This window comes from Nonomuraea sp. NPDC005501, from assembly GCF_040605905.1.
Taxonomy (GTDB): Bacteria; Actinomycetota; Actinomycetes; order Streptosporangiales; family Streptosporangiaceae; genus Nonomuraea.
The window spans coordinates 165,806-190,397 of record NZ_JBEXDT010000001.1; the positions used below are offsets into that span (position 1 = coordinate 165,806).

The following is a 24,592-nucleotide window of genomic DNA, read 5'->3' on the forward strand; positions in this document are numbered from 1 at the left end:
CATCCCCATGGCCGAAACTCCCGAAGAGCCTGCCTTCCAGCGGCTCGGCCCCGTCAACTGGCTCCCGGAGGAGCGCAAGGTCGTCGAGCGCTACGAGACCGAGCTGAGGGAGCTGCGCCGGCGCCTGGAGATCGCCGAGGCCAGGGCCGCCTACGCCACGTGGAAGCTGGAGGCCACCCAGGCCAAGCGGACGTTCAAGCTGGGCGAGGCGATCGGGACCAAGCGGCCCGGCAAGGTGCTGGAGGCGGTCAGGTCCAAGGACCGCGCCCCCAAGCCGCCCGTCCCGGTCAGCGAGGCGATCGAGACCGCCAACCACCGGCCGCCGCTCGTCGACGTGCCCGCCGTCAAGTGGCCCTCCGGCCCCGTCAACCGGCCCGACCTGAAGGTCGCGGTCATCCTGGACGACTTCTCCCGGATGGCGTTCCGCTACGAGTGGGACCAGATCGAGTTCGGGCTCAAGGACTGGCCGGAGATCTTCGCCGAGAAGCGGCCCGACGTGCTGTTCTGCGAGTCGGCCTGGCACGGCAACCAGGGCCGCTGGCGCTACCAGATGACCGGCACCAACGCGCCCAAGGAGCCGCTGCGCGACCTCGTGGCCTGGTGCAGGGCGGAGGGCATCCCCACGGTCTTCTGGAACAAGGAGGACCCGCCCAACTTCGACTTCTTCATCGACACGGCCAAGCTGTTCGACTACGTCTTCACCTGCGACGGCGACATGGTGCCGAAGTACCGCGAGGTGCTCGGCCACGACCGGGTGGACGTCCTCCAGTTTGCCGCCCAGCCGCGCGTGCACAACCCCATCCAGCAGAAGGAGGGGCGGCTGCATGACGTGGTCTTCGCCGGCATGTACTTCCGCGACAAGCACCCCGAGCGGCGCGAGCAGATGGAGGTCGTGCTCGACCCGGTCCGTGAGCTGGGCCTGCACATCTTCGCCCGCAACGGCGAGGTGGACGAGAAGTACGCCTGGCCGGAGAAGTACCGTCCGCACATCGTCGGCGAGCTGCCCTACGACCGGATGCTCGCCGCGTACCGGATGTACAAGGTCTTCCTCAACGTCAACTCCGTGCTGGACTCGCCGACCATGTGCGCGCGCCGGGTCTTCGAGCTGTCGGCCTGCTCCACCCCGGTCGTCTCCGGCTGGTCACGGGCCATCGAGGAGACCTTCGGCGACCTGGTGCCCATCGCCCGCGAGCCGATCGAGTCGTACAACCAGGTGCTGCACCTGATCAACAGCCCCGAGCTGCGCGCCCGGATGGGGCACCTGGCCATGCGGGAGGTGTTCGACAAGCACCTGTTCTCGCACCGGGTGGACCAGATCCTGGGCTTCCTCGGCCGGCCGGTGCCGTCGCGGTCGCGCTCGATCTCGGTGGTGCTGCCGACCAACCGCGCCTCGCAGATCGAGCACGCCATCTCCTCGGTGGCCCGGCAGATCCACCGGCCGCTCCAGCTCGTCATGGTCCTGCACGGTCTCGACATCGACCCGGTCGTGGTGGCGGACAAGGCGCGCATGGCGGGCATCACCGACGTCGTGGTCCTGCCGGCGGCGCCCGAGCTGTCGCTCGGCGCCTGCATGAACCTCGGCATCGCCGCCGCCGAGGGCGAGCTGATCGCCAAGATGGACGACGACAACCTGTACGGCGAGCACTACCTGTCGGACCTGGTGCGCGCCTTCGACTACACCGACGCCGAGCTGACCGGCAAGGGCGCCCACTACTCCTACTTCGAGGGCAGCAACACCACCATGCTGCGCCTGCCCGGCCTGGAGCACCGCTACTCGTTCCTCGTGCAGGGCGGCACGTTCCTCGGCAAGGCGGACATGTTCCGCTCGTACGGCTTCGCCGACATCACGCGGGGCGAGGACACCCACCTCGTGCGGCGGCTGAAGGAGGACCGCGTCAAGATCTACTCGGCCGACCGGTTCAACTTCGTCTACTGGCGCAGCGCCGACGCGAGCATGCACACCTGGCAGGCCGACCACATCAAGCTGACCCGCAACGCCCAGTTCTCCTTCGTCGGCCGCCCGGACGACCACGTCCTCATCTGAAGCCCGAAGCCCGAAGCTTGAAGCCGCGCGGCCGGCCCCGGCTGTGCGGTGGCGGGGCCGGCGGGCGGCTCAGCCGTGCAGTTTCGCCAGACGTTCGTCGGCGAGCCGGCCGAGCTCGTACAGGCCCTCGCGTTTGACCTTGTGGCCCACCACGAGCAGGCTCATGACGGCCTTGCCCCGGCGGACCAGCACGGTGCCCACCTGGACGTCCTGGCCGCCGCCCGCGGCGGTGGTGAGGTAGGCGCGCGACTGGTCGCCGCGCCGCGGCATGGACAGCTCCCGCGTGCGGTAGGTCACCTTCGTGCCGTTGACGGCCGCCGTGTAGGAGGTGCACTGCTTCGGCAGCGGCGCCGGGAACCCGGGCGTGGGCATCGACACGATGGCCTCGGTGATCGAGCCCTTGTCGGAGGCGAACGCGACGACCGCGGCGGGGGCGCTCGCCACGGTCGGCTCGGTGGCGTCGAGCTGCGCCGCCTTGGCGCACTCCGGCCGGTCCGCGCTCGCGGCGCGGACCGCGGCCAGCCCCTTGCGGGTCGACTCCAGGGAGCCGAAGAACCCGGTCTCGGGCCCGTGGACCACCCGCATGCCCTGCGGCGGCGGCAGCAGGATGGCGCGGAGCCTGCCCGCCTCGGCGGTGGCGGCGGCGACCCGCGCCGGATTGGACCCGGACGCCCCGACGCTCTCCCCCGCGGCGCATCCCGCCACGAGCGTCACGCCCGCGCATATCCCTGAGAACACCTTGAAGGTGGACTGACGATTCGACTCTCCCAGCATATTTCCGAACGCTAGAGGAAAGGGCTCGGGCGGGGCCGGGCAACAGCGCTATTCACGGAATCGCGCGGTTTCATGGCGGCCATATGCATTCACCCCCATTCCGGGGCGAGTTCCGGACGACTTCCGTGCGAGTTCCGGGCTAGTTCCGGGCGAGGGGAGTCACCGTACGGTCGCCACCAGCGACGACCGGCGCCTCTTCCCCTCACCGGACCGGAACGGGTGCACGCCCCGCAAAGCGGCAATTCACCGTGACAGGTCGCGCAAAATGTTTCTCGGGGCGCTGCGCGGCGTAGCGCCGCATTTGCCCGGCGTCATCATCATCCAGCACATGGGCGACATCGACCCGCGCCGGGCGCGCGACCTCGGGATGGACCGGCTGATTTCGCGCCGCGACTTCTTCGACGGAGTCGCCGTGACCGCGGGCGCGGCGGCGGTGGGCGCGGTCACCGGGATCCCGCTCCTGCGCGGCGGGCACGGCGGGGGCGGCCCGGAAGGGCGCGCGGAGATCCCCTACCCGCCGGCGCTCACCGGGCTGAGGGGAGACGACCCCGACGCGCTCAGCGTGCCGCACGCGCTGCGCGACGGCCGCTTCTGGAAGCACGCGGGCGCGCCCCACCCCACGGGCGAGGCCTACGACCTGGTGGTCGTGGGCGGCGGCGTCAGCGGGGTGGCCGCGGCCCACGAGTGGCTGCGGCGCGACCCCGGCGCCCGGGTGCTCATCCTCGACAACCATGACGAGATCGGCGGGCACGCGCGGCGCAACGAGTTCCGGGGCGGCGGGCGGCCGGGGCCGCTGATCGGGCCGGGCGGCTCGCCGTCGCTCGGGTCCCCCGAGGCGTGGACGCCCGAGGGCAAGGAGCTGCTCGCGCTCCTCGGCGTCGAGCCGGACACGCTCGCCGGCTACACCGACCGGACGCTCTACCCGGGTCTCGGGCTGCGCAGGGGCGTGATGTGCGACAAGGAGACGTTCGGGCACGACCGGCTCGTGCGGTTCGAGGCCGGCGTGCAGGCCGAGGAGTGGGTGAGCCGCCTGCCGATCGACGAGCGGGCCCGCCAGGACCTGGTCATGCTCTACACCGACCCGCCCGACTGGCTCGCGGGCCTGTCGCGGGAGGAGAAGGAGGGGCGGCTGGCGGAGCTCACGTACTCGGCGTTCCTGCTGGAGGTGTGCGGGGTCCACCCGGACGTGGAGCGGTTCTGCCGCACGATGCCCAGCGCCCGGTGGGGGTACGGGGCCGACTCCTTCGGCGCGATCGACGCCTGGGGCACCGCCCGCCACTGGGACTATCCGGGCTTCCAGGGGCTCGGGCTCGGCAGGGGCAAGCCGTCGCGGTTCAACTCGCCCACGGTCCGCAAGGAGTGGGACGCGGGGGCCCCGGTCCGCTTCCCCGAGGGCAACCAGGCGCTGGTGCGGATGCTGGTGGGCCGGATGATCCCCGGCTTCGCGGGGTCCACCTCCGCGGACGGCGTCACGGCGGCCTCCTACGACTACGGCCGGCTGGACCGGCCCGGCAACCGGGTGCGCTTCCGGCTGTCGAGCCCGGTCGTCTCGGTGCGCAACGACGGCGATCCGCGCGGCGCGGATCCGGAGGCCGCCTCCACGGCGACGGTCGGCTACTTCGACGGCTACCGGCTCAGGACCGTCAGCGCGGGGGCCGTGGTGCTCGCCTGCTGGCACACCGTCATCCCGTACCTCGTTCCCGAGCTGCCCGAGGACCAGCTGCGCGCGCTGCGGGCCGCGGTCAAGACGCCCGTGCTGCACGCCACCGTACGGCTGCGCGACTGGCGGGCATGGCACGCGGCGGGGCTGCGGGCGGTCCGCTGGACGGGCGCGTACTGGTGTCAGACGGAGCTGGGGAGGCCGGTGAGCACTCCGGGCTACCAGAGCCCCAGGGACCCCTCAGAGCCGATCCTGGCGCATCTGGTGGCCGCTCCGTGCCGGTCGGAGCTCGGGCCCGTCCGCGGGGCCGCCGCGGGCCGTCAGGCACTGCTCAAGACCTCGTACGAGCATCTGGAGTACACCGTGCGGGATCAGCTCACCCGGCTGCTGGAGCCGCACGGGTTCGACCCGGCCGCCGACATCGAGGCCGTCACGGTCAACCGGTGGGGACACGGGTACGCGCCCGAGTACCGCAGGCCGTGGCACGACTTCTACCCGGACGGGCCGTTCCCGGCCGAGGCCGCCCGGCGGCCGTTCGGGCGGATCGCGATCGCGAACGCCGACGCGGTGCCGGGCGCGGGGTTCGACGCCGCGGTGACCGCCGCCCACCGGGCCGTCAGGGAACTGTCCCGTTGACCCCCACGGCCGCCAGGCTGGCCTCCCAGAGGCGCTCGGCCAGGGCCGGGTCGGCCATGGCGGCCGGCACCCGCCGGGGCGCCATGCCGGCGAAGTAGCGGCCCGCGCGCTCCGCCCCGTCGGCGTGCGTGGCGAGGTGGACGAGGGACCGCGCGCCGTGCTCCGGTGGTTTGGCGTACCCCGGCATGGCAAGGAAGATCCGCATGAGCAGCGAGCCGGAGGCGAACCCGGTGCGGATCACGCCCGGGTGGAAGCAGGTCGCCGCCACCCCGCGCGCCGCCAGCGCGACCGTGAACAGCGCGTTGGCCTGCTTGGTGTCGCCGTACTGGAGCCAGCCGTTCCACCGCCGCCGCTCCCGCGACAGGTCCGAGGGGTCGAGCCGGCCGGTCCTGCCGGCCCGCGACGAGGTGGTCACCACCCGGTCCACCCGGCCCGTCAGCGCCCGGGTCAGCACGAAGGGGGCCAGGTGGTTGACCTGAACCATGAGCTCGTGCCCGTCGGGCGTCACCTTCCGCTCCGTGCTCATCACCCCGGCGTTGTTGGCGAGCACCGCGATGCGCTCGTAGCGCTCGGCGAGCCGGTCGGCCAGCGCACGCACGTCGTCGAGCGAGGTGTAGTCGCACGTCAGCACGTCGGCCTTGGGGCCGGGCAGCCCGCCCGCCACCTCGTCGAGCCGCCGCCGGTCACGGCCCACGAGCACCACCCGGTGCCCCCGGCGGGAAAGCCCGGCCGCCGCGGCGGCCCCGATCCCGGAGCTTGCCCCAGTAATCACGCTAATCATCCTGTTCCTCCCACTGCGCCGGAACCTTAAACGGTGCTAGTCTCCTGTGCGATCTTCCGGAGGTGTATTTACACAAAAGGTGGAAATGCCCCTCGACTCCGAGGTTGGGACATGGGCTCGCGTAACCGGTCAATTCGGTTCAAGATCTTCTTATTGCTGCTGCTACCCCTCCTGTCTCTGAGCGCGCTCTGGGGGTTCGCACTGAACCTCACCGTGGGCGACGGCCAGGCCCTCCTGCGGAGCAACACCGTGTACCAGACGGTCGGCCTCACCTCGACCGAGCTGGGCCTCCAGCTCCAGGCCGAGCGCGCGCGCTCCGCCGTGGCCGTCACCACCCGTAAGCTCACCCAGGACCTCGGCGCCCAGCGAGCCCGCACCGACAAGGCCGTCGCCGACTTCCGCCGCTCCACCGTCGAGGCCGGCGACGCCGTCGACGGCGAGCTGCGCGGCCCCATCGACGGGCTCGACCGCGCCCTGTCCCGGCTCGGCTCCATCCGCGCCGACATCGACGCCGGCCTCAGCTCCCGCCTCATGGGCATCGACGCCTACAACGCCGTCCTCGACGCGCTCTTCCGCTTCTACGACCACATGGTCTCCGTGCCCGACCTGCCCCTCTTCCAGGTGGCCACGGCCATGCAGGCGATGGGCAACGCCCGGGAGGTCATCGCCCGGGAGCACGCCCTGATCAGCGGCGCCCTCATCGACGGGCAGCTCACCGACCCCGAGGCCGCCGCGTTCACCGAGTACGCCGCCGCCCGCAAGTTCCTGCACGCCCGTGGCATGGCCGGGCTCGACGTCGCGCTGCGCGGGCCGTACGAGAAGGTGTTCGGCGACCAGACCTTCCGCGACTTCGCCCGGATGGAGACGCGCGTGGTCACCACCGGCGCGCCGCCCCCCGACGGCGACGCCTGGAACGCCGCCGCCGGCCAGGTGATGACCCAGCTCGACCGGATCAACGCCGACTCCACCGCCGTCCTCGCCGACCGCGCCACCAGCGCCGCCACCGTCATCCTGCTCCGCATCGCCGTCGCGGGCGTCCTCGGCCTGATCGCCGTCCTCGCCTCGATCATCATCTCCGTACGCCTCGGCCGCCGGCTGGGCGCGGAGCTGTCCGGGCTGCGCGCCGCCGCGGTCGAGCTGTCGGACGAGCGGCTGCCCGCCCTCGTCGAGCGCCTGCGCCGCGGCGAGACCGTGGACGCCGCCAAGGAGACCAAGCCGCTCAAGGTCAGCGGCTCCGCCGAGATCACCGACGTGGCCCGCGCGTTCGCCTCCGTGCAGTCCACCGCCGTACGGGCCGCCGTGGGGCAGGCGGAGCTGCGCCGGGGCGTGAGCCAGGTCTTCCTCAACCTCGCCCGGCGCAAGCAGGGCCTGCTGCACCGCCAGCTCGCGCTGCTCGACAGCATGCAGCGCCGCACCCACGACCCCGACCGCCTGGAAGAGCTCTTCCGCGTCGACCACCTCACCACCCGCATGCGGCGGCACGCCGAGAGCCTCATCATCCTGTCGGGCTCCGCGCCCGGCCGGGCCTGGCGCAAGCCGGTGTCCGTGCTCGACATCGTGCGGGCCGCCGTCGCCGAGGTCGAGGAGTACACCCGGGTCACGGTCGACGCCATGCCGGCCAGCGCCATCGACGGCGGCACCGCGGCCGACCTGACCCACCTCGTGGCCGAGCTGGTCGAGAACGCCACCCTGTACTCGCCGCCCGACGCCGTCGTCCACATCCGCGGCGACCTGGTGAGCAACGGGTACGCGATCGAGGTGGAGGACAGGGGCCTCGGGCTCTCGCAGACCGAGTACGCCGCGGTCAACGCGCGGCTGGCCCGGCCGCCGGAGTTCGACCTGGCCGACAGCGACAGGCTCGGCCTGTTCGTGGTCGGCAAGCTGGCCGAGCGGCACGGCATCCAGGTGCTGATGCGCCGCTCGCCCTTCGGTGGCACCACGGCGATCGTCCTGGTGCCGCGCACGCTGGTCAGCGAGCAGGCGGCGCTGACGGCCGGCGACGACGACCGTGAAGCGGCCCGCGAGACGGGCAAGGACACGGGCGGCAGCGGCCGGGGCACCGCCACCACGCTGCCCAGCCGTACGAGGAAGAAGAAGGCCCTCGCCGTCGTGAACGGCGGGACCCATGCCGGCCTGCCCACGCGGGTCCGGCAGGCAAACCTGGCACCCCAGCTCCGGCCGGACCCCCAGCCGGAGCCGGAGCCGGAGCAGAAGACGGAACGCTCTCCCGACGAGGTACGCGATCTGTTCTCCGCGTTCCAACGGGGAACCCAACGTGCCCGAGAAGAAGCAACAGAGGAGGGGGAGGCATGAGCGCGCCCACGACCAACACCGGTGAACTGAACTGGCTGCTCGACGACCTGACGACCAGGGTCGCCGCGGTCCGGCAGGCGGTGATCCTGTCGACCGACGGCCTCGCGGTGGGCTACTCCAAGGGCCTGAGCCGGGAGGACGCCGAGCACCTGTCCGCCGTGGCGGCCGGGTTCCAGAGCCTCGCCCGCGGCACCGGACGCCACTTCGGAGGCGGGGACGTCCGCCAGACCATCGTCGAGATGGAGTCGGCGTTCCTTTTCGTGACCGCGGCCGGCAAGGGCACCTGCCTGGCCGTGCTGGCCGAGGCGAACGTCGACGTCGGGCACATCGCCTACGAGATGGCGATGCTGGTCAAGCGGGTGGGCCAGCACATCTCGACCAACCCGCGAGCGACGGCGCCATGACGGAGACCCCCCAATGGCTGGACGAGGCGGCGGGGCCGATCGTCCGGCCCTACGCGCTCATCCGCGGCAGGACCAGGTCGTCGGGGGACGCCTTCGACCTCATCGCCACCGTGAGCGTCGTCGGAGAGCCCTCCGACGAGGCGGCCGATGAGCTCGGGCCGGAGCAGCGGCTCATTCTGCGGGTGGCGCGCGACCCGATCTCGGTGGCCGACGTGGCCGTCGAGATCGACCTGCCCATCGGGGTCGTGCGGGTGCTGCTCGGCGATCTGCGTGACAACGGCCTCATCTCGGTGACATCCCCCTCAGCGGCCAGGCCGCGTCCGAGCGAGGGCATTCTCAAGGAAGTGATCAATGGACTCCGGGCTCTCTGACGACCCCGTGGCGCTGAAGATCCTCATCGCGGGGGGCTTCGGCGTCGGCAAGACCACCCTGGTGGGCGCCATCAGCGAGATCAAGCCGCTGCGCACCGAGGAGGTGCTGTCCGAGCGCGGGATCGGCGTGGACGACATCGACGGCGTGGAGGCCAAGACCACCACCACCGTCGCCATGGACTTCGGCCGCATCACCATCCGCGAGGGGCTGGTCGTCTACCTGTTCGGCACGCCGGGCCAGGAACGGTTCTGGTTCATGTGGGACGAGCTGTCCTACGGCGCGCTGGGAGCCGTCGTCATCGCCGACACCCGGCGGCTGACCGACTGCTTCCCGTCCGTGGACTACTTCGAGCAGCGCGGCACGCCGTTCGTGGTGGCCGTCAACTGCTTCGAGGACGCCGAACAGCACAGCGTGGAAGACGTGCGGATCGCGCTCGACCTGGACCCGGACGTGCCGGTGCTGCTGTGCGACGTGCGCCGGCGCACCTCGGCGAAGGAGGTCATGGTCACGCTGGTGGAGCACTCCCTGCGGACCCTGACCGCGACAGGCTAGCGTCCCGGCGCCCGCCCCCCGGCGAGGCGCCCGTCCGGCCCTGGCGGGCGCTACAGCGCCCGCAGGCCGTTGATGACCTCTCTGAGCAGGTTCTCCGTCGCCCCCGTGCCCTTGGCCAGCGGCGGGCGCACCGAGACCAGCCCGTAGTGCAGCAGGTCGCCGAGGAGCACCCGTACCACCCCCACGGGCAGTTCGAGCTCCGCGGCGAGCTCCACCACGGGTTTGGCCTGCACGGCGACGCAGCCGATCAGCCGCCGGTGCTGGCCGCTCAGCTCCGCCTTGGCCGGCGCGGGCAGGCCGCTGGCGACGACGTTCGCCAGCAGGTCGATCTCCGGGGCCGAGGACCTGGTGCGTCCGCGGGCGACCGCGTAAGGTCGCACGACCGGCCCGGCCTCCTCATCCACCCATTCGGGCTCGCGGCTCACGATCGAGTTCCCCCATCCTGGTCGCTGTCCTGGCGCCCGCGCCGCCAGCCCGACTGGAGGGAGGACAGCAGGGCCCTGGCCTCCTCGGGCGAGCGCTCGTCGGCGGACCGGGCGGGCTGCTGCGTGCGGGTACGGGACGGCAGTGCGGACTCCTGCTGGCCGCCCTGGGCGGGCAGGCCGGCGCCCTGCTGCTGGAGCTGGGGCGGCAGGTTGGTCTGCCGGACGCGGCGGGGCAGCCCGGAGTCCTGGGGCTGCTGCTGCGGCGCCGAGGCGCGGCGGGACGTGCGGACGCGGCGCGGCAGCGCTCCCGGCCCCGTGGTGCCCGTGCCGCCTTCCAGGGCCCCGGAGAGCCGCTCGGCCCCGTCGGCGTCGTGCCTGGCCATCGGCACCGACACCGGCTCGAACTCCGGCATGTCCAGCGGCGGCGGCAGCAGTTCCACCAGCATCGACGGGACGAGCACGATCGCCGTGGTCCCGCCGTAGGGTGACGGCTTGAGCGTCACCGAGATGCCGTGGCGGGCGGCGAGCATGCCGACCACGGCGAAGCCGAGCTGCTCGGTCTGCGACGGGTCGAAGTCGGGCGGGCTCGCCAGCCGCAGGTTGATCGCGTCGCGCTGCTCCGGCGCCATGCCGAGGCCCCGGTCCTCCACCTCGACCGCGAAACCGCGGCCGACCATCTCGCCGCGCACCGACACCTCGTTGTCGGGGGAGGAGAACGTGGCCGCGTTCTCGATCAGCTCGGCGAACAGGTGCATGAGGTCCGCCACCGCCGAGCCGGAGAAGCCGGCCTCGGGCATCGGGTAGACGCGGACGCGGGTGTACTCCTCGACCTGGGCGGCGGCGCCGTTCAGCACGTCCTCGACCGGGATGGTGCCGCGCCAGCGGCGGCCGGCCGAGCCGCCCGACAGCAGCACCAGGCCCTCCGCGTGGCGGCGCATGCGGGTGGTGAGGTGGTCGAGCTTGAACAGCCTCTCCAGCGCCTCCGGCTCCTCGGTCTGGCGCTGCATGTCGTCGAGCAGCCTGAGCTGGCGCTGGAGCAGCGTCTGGCTGCGCCTGGCCAGGTTGCGCAGCGCCTCGGAGACGCCCTGGCGGAGCCTGGCCTGCTCGACGGCGGCGTCGACGGCGGTCCGCTGGACGCTGTCGAAGGCCGCCGCGAGGTCCTGGACCTCACTCGTGGTCTTGTCGGCCACCGTGATGGGCGGCGCCTCGGCGTCCACGTCCACGTTGTCGCCCTGGCGCAGCCGGGTGACCACGTCGGGCAGCTTGATCTCCGCCAGGTCGAGCGCGCTGCGGCGCAGCGTCCCGAGGTCGTGGGCGATGCGCCGGCCGGCCCGGATGGAGACGACGAGGGAGAAGATGACGGCGAGCAGCCCGAGCGCGCCCGCGATGGCGGCGCGGACGATGATCGTGATGCCGGCCGGCTCGATCCGCGCGAACAGCGCGTCACCGGTGCGCCAGATGGCCTCGGTGTAGTCCTTCAGCACCGGGTCGGCCAGCTCGCGCCACATCTGCATGTTCACGGGCTCGCCCATGACGTACGACTCCAGCGCCCGCTCCATCGTCGCGAAGCGGGAGGAGCCGGCCACCTTCCGCACCCCGGCGCTCAGGTCGGCGTCCATGTTGGCCATGGCCGTCGGGAAGAGGTTCTGCCGGGCGCCGTCGATGCGTGCCAGCATGTGCAGGTCCGACATGGACGGCTTGCCGTTCGCGGCCACGATGAGGGCGTTCTCGCGGCTGAGCAGCTCGCGGACCTCGTCGGCGGCGATCAGGCCGTGGCTCTGCCGGGCCAGCTCCACGTCGGTGCTCACGGTGAACGTGGCGTACATGAGGTGGACGGCATCGGAGATCTCGGAGTACTGCTCGATCAGGGCCGAGGGGGTCATCCTGCCGCCGTCGACCTGGCGCCGCACCTCCGGCAGGCGCTCGATCGCCTGGTACGCCTTCTTCAGCCGGTCGCGCATCTCCGGCGTCATGGCCGACTGGGTGCCCGGGGCGGCGCCGTTCTCGACGAGCTTGGCGCGCACCCGGTCGACCTTGGCGCGGGCCTCGGACAGCGCGGCGGGGTCGGTGGCGGTGCCCGCGAGCCGCTCGGCGGAGGCCAGCCGCTCCTGCTGGAGATTGCCCACCACACCGTCGGCGTAGTTGATCACTCCGGTCCAGAGGGTCTGCGCCTTGAGGAGGTTGACGGCCTCGCCGATGGTGGTGCTGGCGGCGAACGCCCAGAGCGCGACGAGAGAGACCAGGGGGATGACGAGCAGTGTCGAGATCTTGAATCTTATGGATCTGCCCGATGCCATGGTACCTGCTCCCGGATAGAAGATCGCGGGAGAGAATAGCACCGATACGGGTGGGTTTAAGATCAACTAGCGATAAATCTGTGGTAAGTCAGGAAATTTGCGTCTTTTCCGATCGTCCGGGCCCAGGCCAGCCGGGCCAGCCACCCGGCCAGGACCAGCAGCAACGCCACCTCGGCGCCCAGCAACAGCCGCTCCACCAGCCCGATCATCACCCGTCCGCCGGGCAGCGCCACGTAGGTGATCGCCAGCAGCCCCAGCCCCCCGGCGAGCGCCAGCCACTCCACCACCCGCGCCACCGGCTTCCACGCCGCGTCGGCCGCCAGCCTCGGCACCATGAGCGCCGCCGCCGCGGGCAGGCTCACGAACGCCGCCACCGACACGTACCGGTGGATCTGCGCGGTCAGCGTCAGGTCCTGGCCGATGGGCGTGGTCGGCACCACCGCCGCGACCACCAGCGCCACCGACCACACCAGCAGCAGCCGCTCGGGCATGCCGCGGACCGGCGCCCCCACCGCCCGCAGCCCGCCCAGCAGCGCCAGCGACCCCAGTCCCATGACGGCCATCGCGACCTCCGTGACGCCCCCGCGGTCGGACACGGCGTACTCGCTGATGGTCACGTTCAAGGGGTCGAGATACGGGTCGGGACCGAGCTGGCCGGCCACGACCGCGACGACGGCGAACGCGATGGACAGGCACGCGACGAGGGCGTAGACCCCCACCCGCGCCCCGCCGAACCCTTTGGACCGGCCCCCGGCCGACGGCCGCGCCGTCCCCTCCGGCGCGGCCGTGACACGGCTCGTGGTCGCGGGGGTCCCGTCCTTCACTGCTGTCATGCCCCAACCTTCCCGTCCCGGCCGGGCCCCGGGCATCAGGCCACACCCCGAACGCGCCCCTGATCCCTTCCCGGGGTCCCCTAGGGGGCCGTCGGGGGATCGGCCGGGGTCAGGGCAGGTATCAGGGGGTACGTCAGCCCGAGGGCTCACATGACACACAGGCGAACACCCGACGAGAGGGACGTACCTCATGAGTGAGCACATCCTGGAGCCTGAGGCACAGGAGATCGCGGACGCGACCTCCAAGCCCCCGTTCCTGTACGAGCTGGGCCCCGAGGGCGCCCGGAAGGTCCTCGACGACATCCAGGCCGCCCCGATCGACAAGCCCGACGTCGACGAGAAGTGGATCACCGTGCCGGCCGAGGTGGGGGACGTTCGGGTCCGCATCGTCAAGCCCGCCGGCGCCGGCGGCCCGCTGCCCGCCGTCCTGTACGTCCACGGAGGCGGCTGGATCCTCGGCAACGCCGGGACGCACGACCGGCTCGTCCGCGAGCTGGCCGTCGGCGCGAACGCCGCCCTCGTCTTCGTCGAGTACGAGCGCTCCCCCGAGGCGCAGTACCCGGTCGCGATCGAGCAGGCGTACGCCACCGCGCGCTGGATCACCCGGGACGGCGGCTCGGAGGGGCTGGACGCCTCTCGCCTCGCGGTCGCGGGCGACTCCGTCGGCGGCAACATGGCCACCGCCCTGGCCATCCTGGCCAAGCAGCGCGGCGACGTGACCTTCGTCCACCAGTCGCTCTACTACCCGGTCACCGACGCCGCGCAGGACACCGGCAGCTACCGGGAGTTCGCCAACGGGCCCTTCCTGACCGCCAAGGCCATGGCCTGGTTCTGGGACGCGTACCTGCCCGACCACGGCAAGCGCGGAGAGATCACCGTCTCGCCGCTGCGGGCGAGCGTGGAGGACCTCGCCGGCCTGCCGGAGGCGCTGGTGATCGTGGACGAGAACGACGTGCTGCGCGACGAGGGGGAGGCGTACGCGCGCAAGCTGGTCGCGGCCGGGGTGCGGACGACGTGCGTCCGCTACAACGGCATCATCCACGACTTCATGATGCTCAACCCCGTCAGGAGCTCGGCCGCCGCGACGGGCGCCGTCGAGCAGGCCGTCCGCGTGCTGCGCAAGGCACTCGGCACCTCCGGCACCTCCTGACGCCACCCCGGAGGGTCACCCGCCGCCTGGACCGGCCGTTCGTCCGCACCGGGCGGCCGTGCGGACGAGGGCATCCGTCCGCACCGGGCGGCCGTGCGGACGGGGGCGTCCGTCCGCATCGGGCGGCCGCCCGGACGGGGCGTTCTTCTAGAGCGGGCGGTCGAGGACGTGGGGGCGGGCGGCGGCGTAGCGGTGGCGGATGTCCGGCACGGGGTCGGCCTCGTAGACCGCGGCGTCCTGCGACGACCAGTCCACCTCCGCGTCCAGCAGCCGGGCGGCCTGGTAGGCCGCGCCGTCGGCGACGTACTCGCCCGGCGGCGGAGCCAGGACGGGCCGGCCGAAGACGGTCGGCGCGATGCGGCGGACCGCCTCCGAGCGGGCCCCTCCACCGATCAGCAGGACGCGCTCCGGGACGTGGCCGAGCGCGTCGAGGCCGTCGGCCAGGCCGCACAGCATGCCCTCGATCGCCGCCCGGGCCAGGTGGGCCGGGGTGGAGGTGGCCAGGGTTAGGCCGTGGACCGCTCCCGTGGCGTTGGGCTGGTTGGGGGTGCGCTCGCCCTCCAGGTACGGCACCAGCGTGAGCCCACCGGCTCCCGGCGGGGCCTGGAGCGCCAGCTCGCCGAGCCGGTCGAGGCCGACGCCCGTGAGCCGGGCCGTCGCGTCCATGACCCGGGCCGCGTTCAGCGTGCAGACCAGCGGGAGGAAGCGGCCCGTCGCGTCGGCGAACCCCGCCACCTGGCCGCTCGGGTCGGCACTCGGCGCGTCGGAGACGGCGAACACGGTGCCGGAGGTGCCGAGGGACACCACGACGTCGCCGGGCCGCGCGCCCACGCCCAGCGCGGCGGCCATGTTGTCGCCGGTGCCCGGCGCGATGCGCGTCCGCCCCGCCTCGCCCCCGGAGCCCAGGTCCCCGCCCGGCGCGGTGCGCGCCCCGCCGGAGCCGGCCTCCCCGCCCGGCATGGTGCGCGTCCCGCCGGAGCCGGTCTCCCCGCCCGGCGCGGTGGCGGCGTCGGCCACCGGCCCGAGGACGCGGGGCAGCAGTGGCACCGCGCCGAAGGCCGCCTTGAGCAGATCCGTCCGGTACGTCCCGGTGGCCGGCGACCAGTAGCCGGTGCCGGAGGCGTCGCCGCGGTCGGTGGTCAGGTGGTCGAGCGGCGGCGGCGGCGCGTCGGCCCACGCGGCGAAGGGCAGGCCGAGGGCTCCCGCGAGCCGCCACGTGAGCCAGTCGTGCGGCAGGCACACGGCGGCCACCCTGCGGGCGTTGTCCGGCTCGTGCTCGGCCAGCCAGCGCAGCTTGGTGATCGTGAACGACGCCACCGGCACGCTGCCCACCGCCTCGGCCCAGGCGGCGGGGCCGCCGAGCTCGGCCACGAGCGCCGCGGCGGCGTCCGCGGAGCGCGTGTCGTTCCAGAGCAGCGCCTCGCGCACGACCTGGCCGGCCTCGTCGAGGCAGACCATGCCGTGCTGTTGTCCCGCCACGCTCACGGCGGCCACGTCGTCGAGCCCGCCGGCCTCCTCGACGGCCCGCAGCAGGGCGGCCCACCAGTGGGACGGGTGGATCTCGGTGCCCTCGGGGTGGGCGGCCCTGCCCTGCCGGACGAGCCGGCCGGTGGCGGCGTCGCGGATGACGACCTTGCAGCTCTGGGTCGAGGAGTCGACCCCGGCGACGAGGGTCATGCGGTCACGCCCGGCACGCCGCACGGGAGAGGAAGGTGAATGTTAGCGCTACCCATGGCCCTGATGCTGCACGAACCTGCCCGGACACCACAACCCCGGGCACCCCATTCCCCCACACCAGGCGCCACCGGCGGAACGCCGGAGACCCCCCGTCGCGGACCCCTGCGCCACGGCCCCCGCACCGTGGACGGGCCTCACAGACCCTGCGCCACGCCCCCCGCGCCGTGGACGGGCCTCACAGACCCTGCGCCACGGCCCCCGCGCCGTGGACGGGCGTCACAGACCCGACGGGTCGCGGCCCACGCTGATCTCCTCGGCGATCTTGCGTAGCTCGGGGCCGTCGAGACCCGGTGCCTTGGGAAGCTGACGCACCAGCGCGTCGAGCACCACCGGCACCGGCTCTCCCGCCAGCCGCCCGGCGATCCCGTGGACCGCCCTGAACAGCGCATCGTCCATGTCGTGCATCCCCCCGCTCACGTCCGGGCGTGCGGAGCGTCGTCCGCTCCCCCGCCGGCCGAGGCCGCACCCCGGCCACCCGCGCAACGCTACGACGTGCCACCGACAGTTTCCGCGCTAGCGCTCCAGCGTGTCCCGGACCGTGGCGCAGATGTCGTCGAGCGCCCGTATCCGCTCAGGGCCCAGCACGTCGAACAGCCTCCGCCGTACCTCCTCGACGTGGCCGGGGGCGGCGCCGGCCAGTGCTGCGAACCCCTCGTCGGTGAGCACGGCGAAGCTGCCGCGCCCGTCGTCCGGGCAGCGCTCGCGGCGCACCCAGCCGCGCTCCTCCAGACGGGCGACCGCGTGCGACAGGCGGCTCTGCGAGGACTGCGCCCAGGTGGCGAGCTCGCTCATCCGCATGCGGCGCTCCGGCGCCTCCGACAGCCCCACGAGGATCACGTAGTAGGCGTGCGGCATCCCCGCGTCGCGCTGCAACTGGCGGTCGAGCGTCGCGTACAGGAGCTGGGTGGCGGCCACGAAGTTGCGCCAGGCACGCTGCTCGTCGTCGTCCAGCCATCGGGTCATGGGGGCATTTTACTTGAACTCTCATATACTTGAGTCGTGTCCTGCTGAAAGGGGAACACCATGCCGGTCCAGCGGCTCAACCACGCGGTCCTGTACGTCCGTGACGTGGAGCGGAGCGTCGCCTTCTACCGCGAAGCCCTCGGCTTCGAGGTGGTCATGGGCATGCGGGGCGCCGCCTTCCTCCAGGCCCCGGGCTCGAACAACGACCACGACCTCGGCCTGTTCGAGATCGGCGCCGGCGCGGCTGCGTCGCCGGCCGGGCGCTCGTCGGTGGGGCTCTACCACCTGGCCTGGGAGGTGGACACGCTCGACGAGCTGGAGCGCATCGCGGCCAGGCTCGGCGAGATGGGGGCGCTGGTCGGCGCCTCCGACCATGCCACCACCAAGGCCCTGTACGCCCAGGACCCGGACGGGCTGGAGTTCGAGGTGTCCTGGCTGGTGCCGGCCTCGCTCATCGACGAGGAGCTGCTCGCCGCGCGCAGCTCGGTCCGGCCGCTCGACCTCGCCGCCGCCAAGCAGCGCTACGGCGGGACGACGCGCGGCGGCGTGGGCGTGTCCATCCCGGCCTGACACACACGCCCTGACACGCACGGCTGACACGCACGGCTGACACGCACGGCCTGGCAGCCGGAACGCAGGCGCGGGAGGAAGTGATCAGGCCCGGAGAGGTACCGTGGCCTTGTCCGACTCCCGCGCCTTGGAGAACGGTCATGTCGAGCGATCCTGACCACGTGCTCGACGCCATCGACGGCGTCGTCGACGAATGGGAGGCGCTGAGCGCCGACGCGATGCGCTGGGCGCCACCCGAGCAGAAACAGGTGGGCGTGGTGGGCGAGGTGACCGACATCCTCGCTCCGCTCGCCAACGCCCTCACGGAGGCGTTCCGCCCGCTGGGCGACGCCGTGACGCGCCTGCTGGACGGCATCGCGGGCGGCGATGACGACGACCGCTGAGGTCGTCAAGGTGATCCGCCGTGCCGCCGGCATCGCGGTGCGCCGCACCCGCCTGCCGGCCGGGGAGCGATGGACGTAGGCGGCAGCTGAAACACCTGCCGATCATCGGCCAATACGTAGTGACATTTCCGGATGATCGGATAACTACGTGCACAGAACGACAAGGTGGGCCGGCGTCGCCGTGCTCGCCGTGGCCGTGGCCGCCCCATGGCAGGCGGTCGCACATGGGGTCGCGCAGGCCGCCGGCCAGCCGGCGACCGGCGTGCGGACGGTCACGCTGGTGACCGGCGACAAAGTGACGGTGACCGGCCGGACGAGCGCGATCGTCGAGCCGGGCGAGGGCAGGGAGAAGGTCACCTTCCTCACCGACGAAGCGCAGGGGCGGCTCCACGTCTTACCGAGCGACGCCGCGCCGCTGGTCCACGCCGGACGGCTGGATCCCCGGCTGTTCGACGTGACGGGGCTGCTGGAGCTCGGGTACGACGACAGCCGCGAGGAGTTGCCCCTGGTCGTGACCGGGCTCTCCGGTCCCGGGCCGTCCGTCCGCGCGATGGCCGGCTTCAGGTCGCTGAGCGCGGTGCGGGGCTTCGCCGTACGGCAGCGCAGGGACGGCGCCGCGCGGACGTGGCGGGCACTCGCGGACGGCAAGGGCAAGGTCTGGCTCGACGGGCGCCGGCGCGTCTCGCTCGACGTGAGCGTCAAGCAGGTCGGCGCGCCGCGGGCGTGGGAGCGCGGGCACACCGGCGACGGCGTCAAGGTGGCGGTGCTCGACACCGGGATCGACGCGACCCACCCCGACCTCGCCGGACGGGTCGCGGCCCGCGCCGACTTCACCGAGACCCAGGACGAACGCGACGTGATCGGGCACGGCACACACGTGGCCTCCACCATCGCGGGCAGTGGCGCCGCCTCAGGCGGCACGTACCGTGGCGTCGCGCCCGGCGTGACGCTGATGGACGGCAAGGTGTGCGAGTCGGAGTGGTGCTCGGACTCGGCCATCCTGGCGGGCATGCAGTGGGCGGCCGAGCAGGGCGCGAGAGTCGTCAACATGAGCCTCGGGGCTCCCGACACCCCCGGGGTCGACCCGCTGGAGGAGGCCGTGCAGACGCTCACCGAGCGCTACGGCACCCTGTTCGTGGTGGCGGCCGGCAACTCCGGCGGCGACCGCACGCTCAACTCCCCCGCCACCGCCGACGCCGCGCTCGCGGTCGGCGCCGTCAGCAAGTCCGGCGAGCAGGCCGGCTTCGCCAGCCGCGGGCCGCGCGCCGGTGACGAGGGCCTCAAGCCGGACATCACCGCCCCCGGCGTGGACATCACCGCGGCCCGCGGCAAGGACAGCCCCGGCGGCGGCTCCTACGTCTCCATGTCCGGCACCTCCATGGCCGCCCCGCACGTCGCGGGCGTCGCCGCGCTGCTGGCCGGGGCGCACCCCGACTGGAAGGGCGACACGCTCAAGGCGGCCCTCATGGGCACCGCCCGGCCGCTGCCGGGGATCGGGGTCTTCGCACAGGGCGCGGGGCTGGTCGACGCCGACCGGGGCACGAGCCAGGCCGTCACGGCCGAACCGCCCGGTCTCGGCTTCGGACGGCAGGCGTGGCCGCACGACGACGACCAGCCGGTCGGCAAGAAGATCGTGTACCGCAATCGCGGGCAGCAACCGGTGACCCTCCGCCTGGGGGTGCGCGGCGACAAGGCCTTCGGCGTCACACCCGCCACGCTGACCGTCCCCGCGGGCGGTCAGGCCGAGGCCACCGTCACCGCCGACACCCGCACCGGCGGGCCGGACGGCCTGCTCGGCGGATACGTCGTCGCCACCGGCGACGACGGCCTGGTTCTCAGCACGCCGGTCGGGGTGGACAAGGAGACCGAGAGCTACGACCTCACCCTCAGGCACACCGGCAGGGACGGCCGACCGGCCACCAGGGCCTACACGACGCTGTACCGGCTCGACGCCCACCAGGACCCCATCGATGTGGAGGAGCCCGAGGGGCCGGTCACCCTGCGACTGCCGAAGGGCAGGTGGCAGATCAGGAGCGCCGTCAGCGACGACCGGAGCAGGACGCTCCTCGTCCACCCGGACCTCGTCCTGGACCGGTCGCGGACCGTGGAGGCCGACGCGCGACTGGGCCGGCCGATCTCGCTGACGCTGCCCCGCGCCGACGCCACCTCGCTGCTGGCCGAGATCGGCTACCAGTGGCGGGAGGCCGACGGCAGGTCGCGCAGCTGGGGCTGGCTCGCCGGCTCCTATGACGGTGCTTTCACCGCCCAGCTCGGTCCCGACCGCGCCTATCCGGGTGTGCGTACCAAGGTCGCCGGGCAGTGGGCCGCCGCCCGGGCCGGGAGCCCGTACGCCTACCGCCTGACCTGGTTCCACTCCGGAGGCATGGTCAACGGATTCGAGCGGCGCGTGGCCCGGCGCGACCTGGCCGCCATCCACACCGGCTACGCCCGCCACCTGCCCGACGCGGAGGCCGACGCCTCCAGCCGGGCCTGGCCGCGCGACGGGGGCTTCTTCGGGTACCTGTCCCCCACCACGTTCGGCACGCCGTTCCGACAGACCGAGTACGTCAACACCGACGACGGCATCCGCTGGCAGCGCTATCTGTTCGAGTACGCCCCCGACGGCAGACTCAACAAGTTCGAGGCGCCCTTCGCGGTCTACCGGTCCGGGCGGGCGTACACGGAGGCGTGGAACCGTGGCGTCTTCGCGCCCGCCCTGCCGTGGGCGGGGCACCCGGACTCCGACGGCGTCAGCCGCACCGGCGACGTCATCTCGACCGGCCTGCTCATGTACGGCGACGCGAGAGGATCGCTCGGCTACTCCTCCCGGGCGACGCAGCGGACCGCCCTCTACCGTGACGGCACCCTGGTGGGCGAGCAGCCGGAGATCGTGACGAGCTTCACCGTGCCCGCGTCGGAGGCCGCCTACCGCCTCGTCGTCGAGACCGAGCGCGGAGCGCCCGCGACGCTGTCCACGCGCGTGTCCTGTGTGTGGACGTTCCGGTCCGGGCACGTCGCGGGTGACACGCCTGCGCGGCTGCCGGTGTCGGTCGTGCGCTTCAGCCCTGCCCTCGACGCCGACAACTCCGCCCCGTCCGGGCGGCGCTTCACCGTGCCGGTGACCGTTCAGCCGCTGGAGGGAAGCGCCGCCCGCCCCGTCCGGCGGCCGGCGGTGGACGTGTCCTATGACGACGGCGCCACCTGGAGCAGGGCCGCGGTCCACGGGTCGGCGGTCGTCCTGCGCCATCCGGCCGGCGCGGGGTTCGTGTCCCTGCGCGCCCGGGCGGTGGACGAGGCGGGCAACACGGTGGAGCAGACGGTCATCCGGGCCTACCGGATCCGGTAGCCGGAACCCGTGAGGAGCGGCCGGCCGGGGCCGGCCGCTCCTCACCTGACCACGGAGGACGGCGGTCAGGAGGCGGGCTCGGAGTCGGTCCAGCCCGATTCGAGGATGGTGTACGAATCCGACACGGCGCCTGGTTCGAGGCCGGCCTGCAGCCCGCCCGGTTCCACCACGACGCTCTCCTGGGCGAGCGCCTGGCCGGTCGTCTCGTCCATGATCAGGCGCGACTGCAGGACGGCGCCGTCGCCGCCCTTCGCCCCGACCCGCTGCCTGACCGCGACCGCGGTTCCGGTGCGGCCTTCGGCGTCCTTGACGTCGTCGATGACCTCGATGTTCTTCAGGTCGGCGAGCATCCGGAAGGCCGCGCCGCGCACCTGCGGCGTGACCGGCATGTCCCTGATCAATCCGGTCGTGACGGCGAACAGCCAGTCGTCCGACGACATCCGGTCGCCGGACTCGGTGCCGTGCCCGCCGTACGAGCGCAGCAGCCATTTCCTGAGCCCGGCCGGCGTGGAGGGCAGGGAGCGCAGATCCTTCATGCTGACGTTCCTGCCGAGCCAGAACACCTTGTCCCCGTCGACCAGGGGAGCATGACCGACCTCGGCGGCTCGCGGCTCGGTGGACAGCTCCACCGTCCCCTTCCCCGGCACCTTGACGCGGATCTCGGCAGGTGAACCGGCCTGTCTCCACGCCTCCACGTCCTGTGGGGTCGCGGGCCGCGCGCCGAGCGACGACGCCCGGCTCCACTGCTCGCCACCGGGCGCCGACGGCGTCCAGGACTCGCTGCGCTGACTGTTCACGACCGTGTAGCCGGCCCCGTCGACCTTGAACAGCGTCCTCTGCACGCCGACCGTGTGCCAGTAGGCGCCCGTCGCCTCACGCCGGCTCTCCGCCCGCTGAGCGGCGGTCAGCAGGATCTCGCGGGCGGACAGGTGGATCTGCCGGCCGGACGCCGGCTGCGGCGCCGCGGTCGTGGCCGAGGGCGCGCGCGGGGCCGTACCGCCCGCGCCGGTGAGCATGACGGTGACCGCGGTCGCGGCCGCGGCGGAGCCCAGGAGGCCGAGTCCCCAGACCGGCCGGACCGTCCTGCGCCTTCGCCGCCTCGGGCGTGGCTGCGCCATGGCGTGGGACAGTTCGGCCGCTCTGGTCCGCGCGTCCACCGGCGAGTCGGACAGAACCTCGGGACGCGCCTGCCGCAGCTGATCGAGGACGTTCATGACAACTCCCTGCTGAGATTCATCGCCTGGGGCGCCGACCATGTGGTGCTCTCCATCGCCGCTCGCAGCCGCTTGCGGGCACGGTGCAGCCGCACACGGAACGCGGCGCCCGAACAGCCGATGACACGCGCGGCCTCACCTGGCGAGAGCCCGTGCCACGCGACGAGGACGAGGATCTCCCTGTCGTCCTCCGACAGCGTGGCCAGTGCCTTTCGCACACTCATCCGCTCGGCGATCTGATCGGCGATGTCTTCCTCGTCCCAGGCCCGCAGCTCCGCCATGAGCGACTCCCGGCGGGCCTCCGCCCGGACGTGGTCGCGCAGGACGTTGCGGGCCACGCCGAGCAGCCATGGCAGCGCCGGGTCCGCCACGTCGTCCAGTCGCCGCCAGGCGATGGCGAACGTCTGGCTCACCACCTCGTCGGCCACCTGCCGGCCGGAGCGGCTGACCACGTAGGCCCATACGGATTGTCGGCATTCGTCGTACATGCGGATGAGTCTTTGCTCATCATCCGACACGACCACCCTCCCTTCGCCTCGGGTGATTCCCTGGCACCAGGTAGTGGTCTGGGGCGCCCCAGTGTTACAGGCAGGGATCGGGGATCAGGCCGCCAGGCGCATGGGACGCAGCGCGCCGGTGAGCTTGGCCAGCTCGGCGATCAGGGCGTCGGCGGCGGCGTTCATCACCTCGTTGGGCCGCACCACGCCGTCCTCGCCGACGATCTGGGGGAAGAACGGGATGGTGACGGACTCCACCACGGGCACCATCTTCAGCGAGCTGGTGACCTGGCGCAGGCCGTTGACCGCGCGGGTCCCGCCGGAGACGCCTCCGTAGCTGACGAAGCCGGCCGCCTTGTGCTGCCACTCCTGGTGCAGGTAGTCGAGGGCGTTCTTGAGCACGGCGTTGAAGCTGTGGTTGTACTCGGGGGTCACGAAGACGAAGGCGTCGCCACGGTCGACGGTGGCGCTCCACGCCTTGGTGTGCGCGTGCTCGTACTGCTTGAGCCGGGGGTGGTTGGGCTCGTCGAGGAAGGGCAGCCCCACTTCGGCGAGGTCGATGAGCTCGACGTCGAAGCCGCCGGCGGCCACGGCGCGGTCCCGGAACCACTCGGCGATCGACCGGCCCACGCGGCCGGGCCGGGTGCTGGCGACGACGATCTGAAGGACGGGCTGGGACATGGACGGCTCCTCATGGCGCTGGTGTAGTGACGCTCAGCTTACTAAACATTCTTGAGGAACTACACATTCCTTAGTAAATGGCCGCCCAATCCGGTACGCTCGTCACGTGAGCCTCAAGACCGTCTGCACCCGCTTCCACATCGCCCTGGAGCTGATCGGAGCGCGGTGGTCCGGCGCGGTGATCCACATGATCTTCAAGGGCGCGCACCGCTACGCCGACCTCAAGGCCGCCATCCCCGGCCTCAACGACACGATGCTGGCCCGGCGGCTGCGCGAGCTGGAGGCCGCCGGACTCGTCGAGCGGCGCGTGCTGAGCACCTCGCCGGTCCGCGTCGAGTACCACCTCACCGAGATGGGCGAGGACCTGCGCCCCGTCCTGGACGAGCTGGTCACCTGGGCCCACAAGTGGATCCCGCTGCCCGGCGCCTCCGGCCACGAGGCGCCCGAGCACGTCTCCCGGGAGAACGCCGCGATCTGACATAGCTGTTACGTTGGACGGCATGGCATCCCTGGGGACGCTGCTGCGGCATGTCCACGAGGTCATGGACGGCGCGATCGCCCGGATCTACACCGATCTCGGCATGCCCGACTACCGGCCGCGCTTCTCCCCGGCCGTGCGCACCCTGGCCGCCGAGGGACCGCTGGCCATCCGCGACCTGGCCGCCGCCATCGGCGTCACCCACTCGGCGGCCAGCCAGACCGTCCACCAGATGAGCAAAGCGGGCTTCGTCACCCTCGAACGCGGCACGGACGGCCGCCAGCGCGTCGTCCATCTGACCGAGCGCACCCGGGCGGCGCTGCCCGCCATCGAGGCGGAGTGGGCCGCCACGACGCGGGCGGTGGCCGAGCTGGAGGAGGAGCTGCCGGCGCCGCTCACCGCCGTGCTGGAGGCCACGGTGGAGGCGCTGCGCCGCCGCCCCTTCCACGACCGCGTCACCGCCGCCCAGGACCGGGACTGAG

At 72.7% G+C, this 24,592-nt stretch carries 23 protein-coding genes; 12 read left to right on the plus strand and 11 right to left on the minus strand.

All coding sequences use genetic code 11. The features are described 5' to 3' along the window. Nucleotides 1-7 precede the first annotated feature (7 nt). Nucleotides 8-2,044 carry a glycosyltransferase gene (locus ABZS51_RS00815; protein ID WP_310707413.1) on the plus strand — a complete coding sequence of 679 codons (2,037 nt, stop codon included), beginning with the start codon at nt 8-10 and terminating at the stop codon, nt 2,042-2,044. A 69-nt stretch (nt 2,045-2,113) separates the two neighbouring features. Here ABZS51_RS00815 and ABZS51_RS00820 read toward each other — a convergent pair whose 3' ends face one another. Next, complete coding sequence (locus ABZS51_RS00820; protein WP_355434368.1) at nt 2,114-2,758, minus strand: hypothetical protein; 645 nt, start codon at nt 2,756-2,758, stop codon at nt 2,114-2,116. Nucleotides 2,759-3,146: 388 nt separating this feature from the next. Between ABZS51_RS00820 and ABZS51_RS00825 the strand changes: the two genes are divergently transcribed. Then, the gene (locus tag ABZS51_RS00825) at nt 3,147-5,114 is read left to right on the plus strand and encodes an NAD(P)-binding protein (RefSeq protein WP_355434371.1); all 1,968 of its coding nucleotides are present in this window, start codon (nt 3,147-3,149) and stop codon (nt 5,112-5,114) included. Here ABZS51_RS00825 and ABZS51_RS00830 read toward each other — a convergent pair. Further along, nucleotides 5,095-5,895, minus strand: a complete 801-nt coding sequence (locus ABZS51_RS00830; protein WP_355434375.1) for an SDR family NAD(P)-dependent oxidoreductase — start codon at nt 5,893-5,895, stop codon at nt 5,095-5,097. The two genes, ABZS51_RS00825 and ABZS51_RS00830, sit on opposite strands and share 20 nt — an antisense overlap. Before the next feature lie 153 nt (nt 5,896-6,048). On the opposite strand from ABZS51_RS00830, the gene ABZS51_RS00835 reads away from it, so the two are divergent. The 4 genes from ABZS51_RS00835 to ABZS51_RS00850 are packed head-to-tail and all read left to right on the plus strand — an operon-like array spanning nt 6,049 to nt 9,536. Further along, on the plus strand, nt 6,049-8,208 hold the full coding sequence (locus tag ABZS51_RS00835; RefSeq protein WP_355434378.1) for a nitrate- and nitrite sensing domain-containing protein: 2,160 nt from the start codon (nt 6,049-6,051) through the stop codon (nt 8,206-8,208). Then, nucleotides 8,205-8,612 (plus strand): roadblock/LC7 domain-containing protein, encoded by a 408-nt coding sequence (locus ABZS51_RS00840; protein ID WP_310707418.1) that lies wholly within the window; start codon nt 8,205-8,207, stop codon nt 8,610-8,612. Before ABZS51_RS00835 ends, ABZS51_RS00840 begins: the two co-directional genes overlap by 4 nt. Then, nucleotides 8,609-8,983: a DUF742 domain-containing protein gene (locus ABZS51_RS00845; RefSeq protein ID WP_355434381.1), complete on the plus strand. Its 375-nt coding sequence runs from the start codon at nt 8,609-8,611 to the stop codon at nt 8,981-8,983. Before ABZS51_RS00840 ends, ABZS51_RS00845 begins: the two co-directional genes overlap by 4 nt. Next, a complete protein-coding gene (locus tag ABZS51_RS00850; RefSeq protein WP_310707420.1) occupies nt 8,964-9,536 on the plus strand; it encodes an ATP/GTP-binding protein in 573 nt (190 codons plus the stop codon). The genes ABZS51_RS00845 and ABZS51_RS00850 overlap by 20 nt, the downstream gene beginning before the upstream one ends. Nucleotides 9,537-9,586: 50 nt before the next feature. On the opposite strand, the gene ABZS51_RS00855 is transcribed toward ABZS51_RS00850, so the two are convergent. From ABZS51_RS00855 to ABZS51_RS00865, 3 genes are all read right to left on the minus strand, one after another. After that, nucleotides 9,587-9,961, minus strand: a complete 375-nt coding sequence (locus ABZS51_RS00855; protein ID WP_355434384.1) for a DUF742 domain-containing protein — start codon at nt 9,959-9,961, stop codon at nt 9,587-9,589. Continuing rightward, on the minus strand, nt 9,958-12,258 hold the full coding sequence (locus ABZS51_RS00860) for a nitrate- and nitrite sensing domain-containing protein (protein ID WP_355434387.1): 2,301 nt from the start codon (nt 12,256-12,258) through the stop codon (nt 9,958-9,960). The genes ABZS51_RS00855 and ABZS51_RS00860 overlap by 4 nt, the downstream gene beginning before the upstream one ends. Before the next feature lie 62 nt (nt 12,259-12,320). Further along, entirely contained in the window at nt 12,321-13,091 is a 771-nt protein-coding gene (locus tag ABZS51_RS00865; protein ID WP_355434389.1) for a DUF998 domain-containing protein, read from the minus strand. 190 nt (nt 13,092-13,281) lie between these two features. Here ABZS51_RS00865 and ABZS51_RS00870 point away from each other — a divergent pair, with 190 nt between their 5' ends. Next, nucleotides 13,282-14,241, plus strand: coding sequence for an alpha/beta hydrolase (locus tag ABZS51_RS00870; RefSeq protein ID WP_355434391.1), 960 nt, complete (start codon nt 13,282-13,284; stop codon nt 14,239-14,241). Nucleotides 14,242-14,388: 147 nt separating this feature from the next. On the opposite strand, the gene ABZS51_RS00875 is transcribed toward ABZS51_RS00870, so the two are convergent. The 3 genes from ABZS51_RS00875 to ABZS51_RS00885 form a co-directional block, all read right to left on the minus strand. After that, nucleotides 14,389-15,918 carry an FGGY family carbohydrate kinase gene (locus ABZS51_RS00875; RefSeq protein WP_355434393.1) on the minus strand — a complete coding sequence of 510 codons (1,530 nt, stop codon included), beginning with the start codon at nt 15,916-15,918 and terminating at the stop codon, nt 14,389-14,391. Between the two features lie 276 nt (nt 15,919-16,194). After that, a complete protein-coding gene (locus ABZS51_RS00880) occupies nt 16,195-16,374 on the minus strand; it encodes a hypothetical protein (protein WP_310707425.1) in 180 nt (59 codons plus the stop codon). A gap of 117 nt (nt 16,375-16,491) precedes the next feature. Next, nucleotides 16,492-16,941 (minus strand): MarR family transcriptional regulator, encoded by a 450-nt coding sequence (locus ABZS51_RS00885; protein ID WP_310707426.1) that lies wholly within the window; start codon nt 16,939-16,941, stop codon nt 16,492-16,494. Nucleotides 16,942-17,001: 60 nt separating this feature from the next. On the opposite strand from ABZS51_RS00885, the gene ABZS51_RS00890 reads away from it, so the two are divergent. From ABZS51_RS00890 to ABZS51_RS00900, 3 genes are all read left to right on the plus strand, one after another. Continuing rightward, on the plus strand, nt 17,002-17,511 hold the full coding sequence (locus ABZS51_RS00890; protein WP_310707427.1) for a VOC family protein: 510 nt from the start codon (nt 17,002-17,004) through the stop codon (nt 17,509-17,511). 140 nt (nt 17,512-17,651) lie between these two features. Continuing rightward, the gene (locus ABZS51_RS00895) at nt 17,652-17,894 is read left to right on the plus strand and encodes a hypothetical protein (protein ID WP_355434397.1); all 243 of its coding nucleotides are present in this window, start codon (nt 17,652-17,654) and stop codon (nt 17,892-17,894) included. 148 nt (nt 17,895-18,042) lie between these two features. Continuing rightward, entirely contained in the window at nt 18,043-21,240 is a 3,198-nt protein-coding gene (locus ABZS51_RS00900; protein ID WP_355434400.1) for a S8 family serine peptidase, read from the plus strand. Nucleotides 21,241-21,305: 65 nt separating this feature from the next. Here the strand turns inward: ABZS51_RS00900 and ABZS51_RS00905 are convergent, their stop codons facing one another. From ABZS51_RS00905 to ABZS51_RS00915, 3 genes are all read right to left on the minus strand, one after another. Beyond that, on the minus strand, nt 21,306-22,454 hold the full coding sequence (locus ABZS51_RS00905) for a CU044_5270 family protein (RefSeq protein ID WP_355434403.1): 1,149 nt from the start codon (nt 22,452-22,454) through the stop codon (nt 21,306-21,308). Beyond that, entirely contained in the window at nt 22,451-22,942 is a 492-nt protein-coding gene (locus ABZS51_RS00910; RefSeq protein ID WP_355434406.1) for a sigma-70 family RNA polymerase sigma factor, read from the minus strand. Before ABZS51_RS00910 ends, ABZS51_RS00905 begins: the two co-directional genes overlap by 4 nt. Before the next feature lie 114 nt (nt 22,943-23,056). Continuing rightward, nucleotides 23,057-23,632: an NAD(P)H-dependent oxidoreductase gene (locus ABZS51_RS00915; RefSeq protein WP_355434409.1), complete on the minus strand. Its 576-nt coding sequence runs from the start codon at nt 23,630-23,632 to the stop codon at nt 23,057-23,059. Nucleotides 23,633-23,738: 106 nt separating this feature from the next. Here ABZS51_RS00915 and ABZS51_RS00920 point away from each other — a divergent pair, with 106 nt between their 5' ends. Next, nucleotides 23,739-24,110, plus strand: a complete 372-nt coding sequence (locus tag ABZS51_RS00920; RefSeq protein WP_355434412.1) for a helix-turn-helix domain-containing protein — start codon at nt 23,739-23,741, stop codon at nt 24,108-24,110. Nucleotides 24,111-24,132: 22 nt separating this feature from the next. Beyond that, the gene (locus ABZS51_RS00925; RefSeq protein WP_355434415.1) at nt 24,133-24,591 is read left to right on the plus strand and encodes a MarR family transcriptional regulator; all 459 of its coding nucleotides are present in this window, start codon (nt 24,133-24,135) and stop codon (nt 24,589-24,591) included. The last annotated feature ends 1 nt before the right edge of the window (nt 24,592 follow it).

Coding starts and splice junctions, on each gene's coding strand:
- ABZS51_RS00815 (WP_310707413.1), top strand. CDS start 8: ATGGCCGAAACTCCCGAAGAGCCTGCCTTCCAGCGGCTCGGCCCCGTC.
- ABZS51_RS00825 (WP_355434371.1), top strand. CDS start 3,147: ATGGGCGACATCGACCCGCGCCGGGCGCGCGACCTCGGGATGGACCGG.
- ABZS51_RS00830 (WP_355434375.1), bottom strand. CDS start 5,895: ATGATTAGCGTGATTACTGGGGCAAGCTCCGGGATCGGGGCCGCCGCG.
- ABZS51_RS00840 (WP_310707418.1), top strand. CDS start 8,205: ATGAGCGCGCCCACGACCAACACCGGTGAACTGAACTGGCTGCTCGAC.
- ABZS51_RS00845 (WP_355434381.1), top strand. CDS start 8,609: ATGACGGAGACCCCCCAATGGCTGGACGAGGCGGCGGGGCCGATCGTC.
- ABZS51_RS00850 (WP_310707420.1), top strand. CDS start 8,964: ATGGACTCCGGGCTCTCTGACGACCCCGTGGCGCTGAAGATCCTCATC.
- ABZS51_RS00860 (WP_355434387.1), bottom strand. CDS start 12,258: ATGGCATCGGGCAGATCCATAAGATTCAAGATCTCGACACTGCTCGTC.
- ABZS51_RS00865 (WP_355434389.1), bottom strand. CDS start 13,091: ATGACAGCAGTGAAGGACGGGACCCCCGCGACCACGAGCCGTGTCACG.
- ABZS51_RS00870 (WP_355434391.1), top strand. CDS start 13,282: ATGAGTGAGCACATCCTGGAGCCTGAGGCACAGGAGATCGCGGACGCG.
- ABZS51_RS00875 (WP_355434393.1), bottom strand. CDS start 15,918: ATGACCCTCGTCGCCGGGGTCGACTCCTCGACCCAGAGCTGCAAGGTC.
- ABZS51_RS00880 (WP_310707425.1), bottom strand. CDS start 16,374: ATGGACGATGCGCTGTTCAGGGCGGTCCACGGGATCGCCGGGCGGCTG.
- ABZS51_RS00885 (WP_310707426.1), bottom strand. CDS start 16,941: ATGACCCGATGGCTGGACGACGACGAGCAGCGTGCCTGGCGCAACTTC.
- ABZS51_RS00890 (WP_310707427.1), top strand. CDS start 17,002: ATGCCGGTCCAGCGGCTCAACCACGCGGTCCTGTACGTCCGTGACGTG.
- ABZS51_RS00895 (WP_355434397.1), top strand. CDS start 17,652: ATGTCGAGCGATCCTGACCACGTGCTCGACGCCATCGACGGCGTCGTC.
- ABZS51_RS00905 (WP_355434403.1), bottom strand. CDS start 22,454: ATGAACGTCCTCGATCAGCTGCGGCAGGCGCGTCCCGAGGTTCTGTCC.
- ABZS51_RS00910 (WP_355434406.1), bottom strand. CDS start 22,942: ATGTACGACGAATGCCGACAATCCGTATGGGCCTACGTGGTCAGCCGC.
- ABZS51_RS00915 (WP_355434409.1), bottom strand. CDS start 23,632: ATGTCCCAGCCCGTCCTTCAGATCGTCGTCGCCAGCACCCGGCCCGGC.
- ABZS51_RS00925 (WP_355434415.1), top strand. CDS start 24,133: ATGGCATCCCTGGGGACGCTGCTGCGGCATGTCCACGAGGTCATGGAC.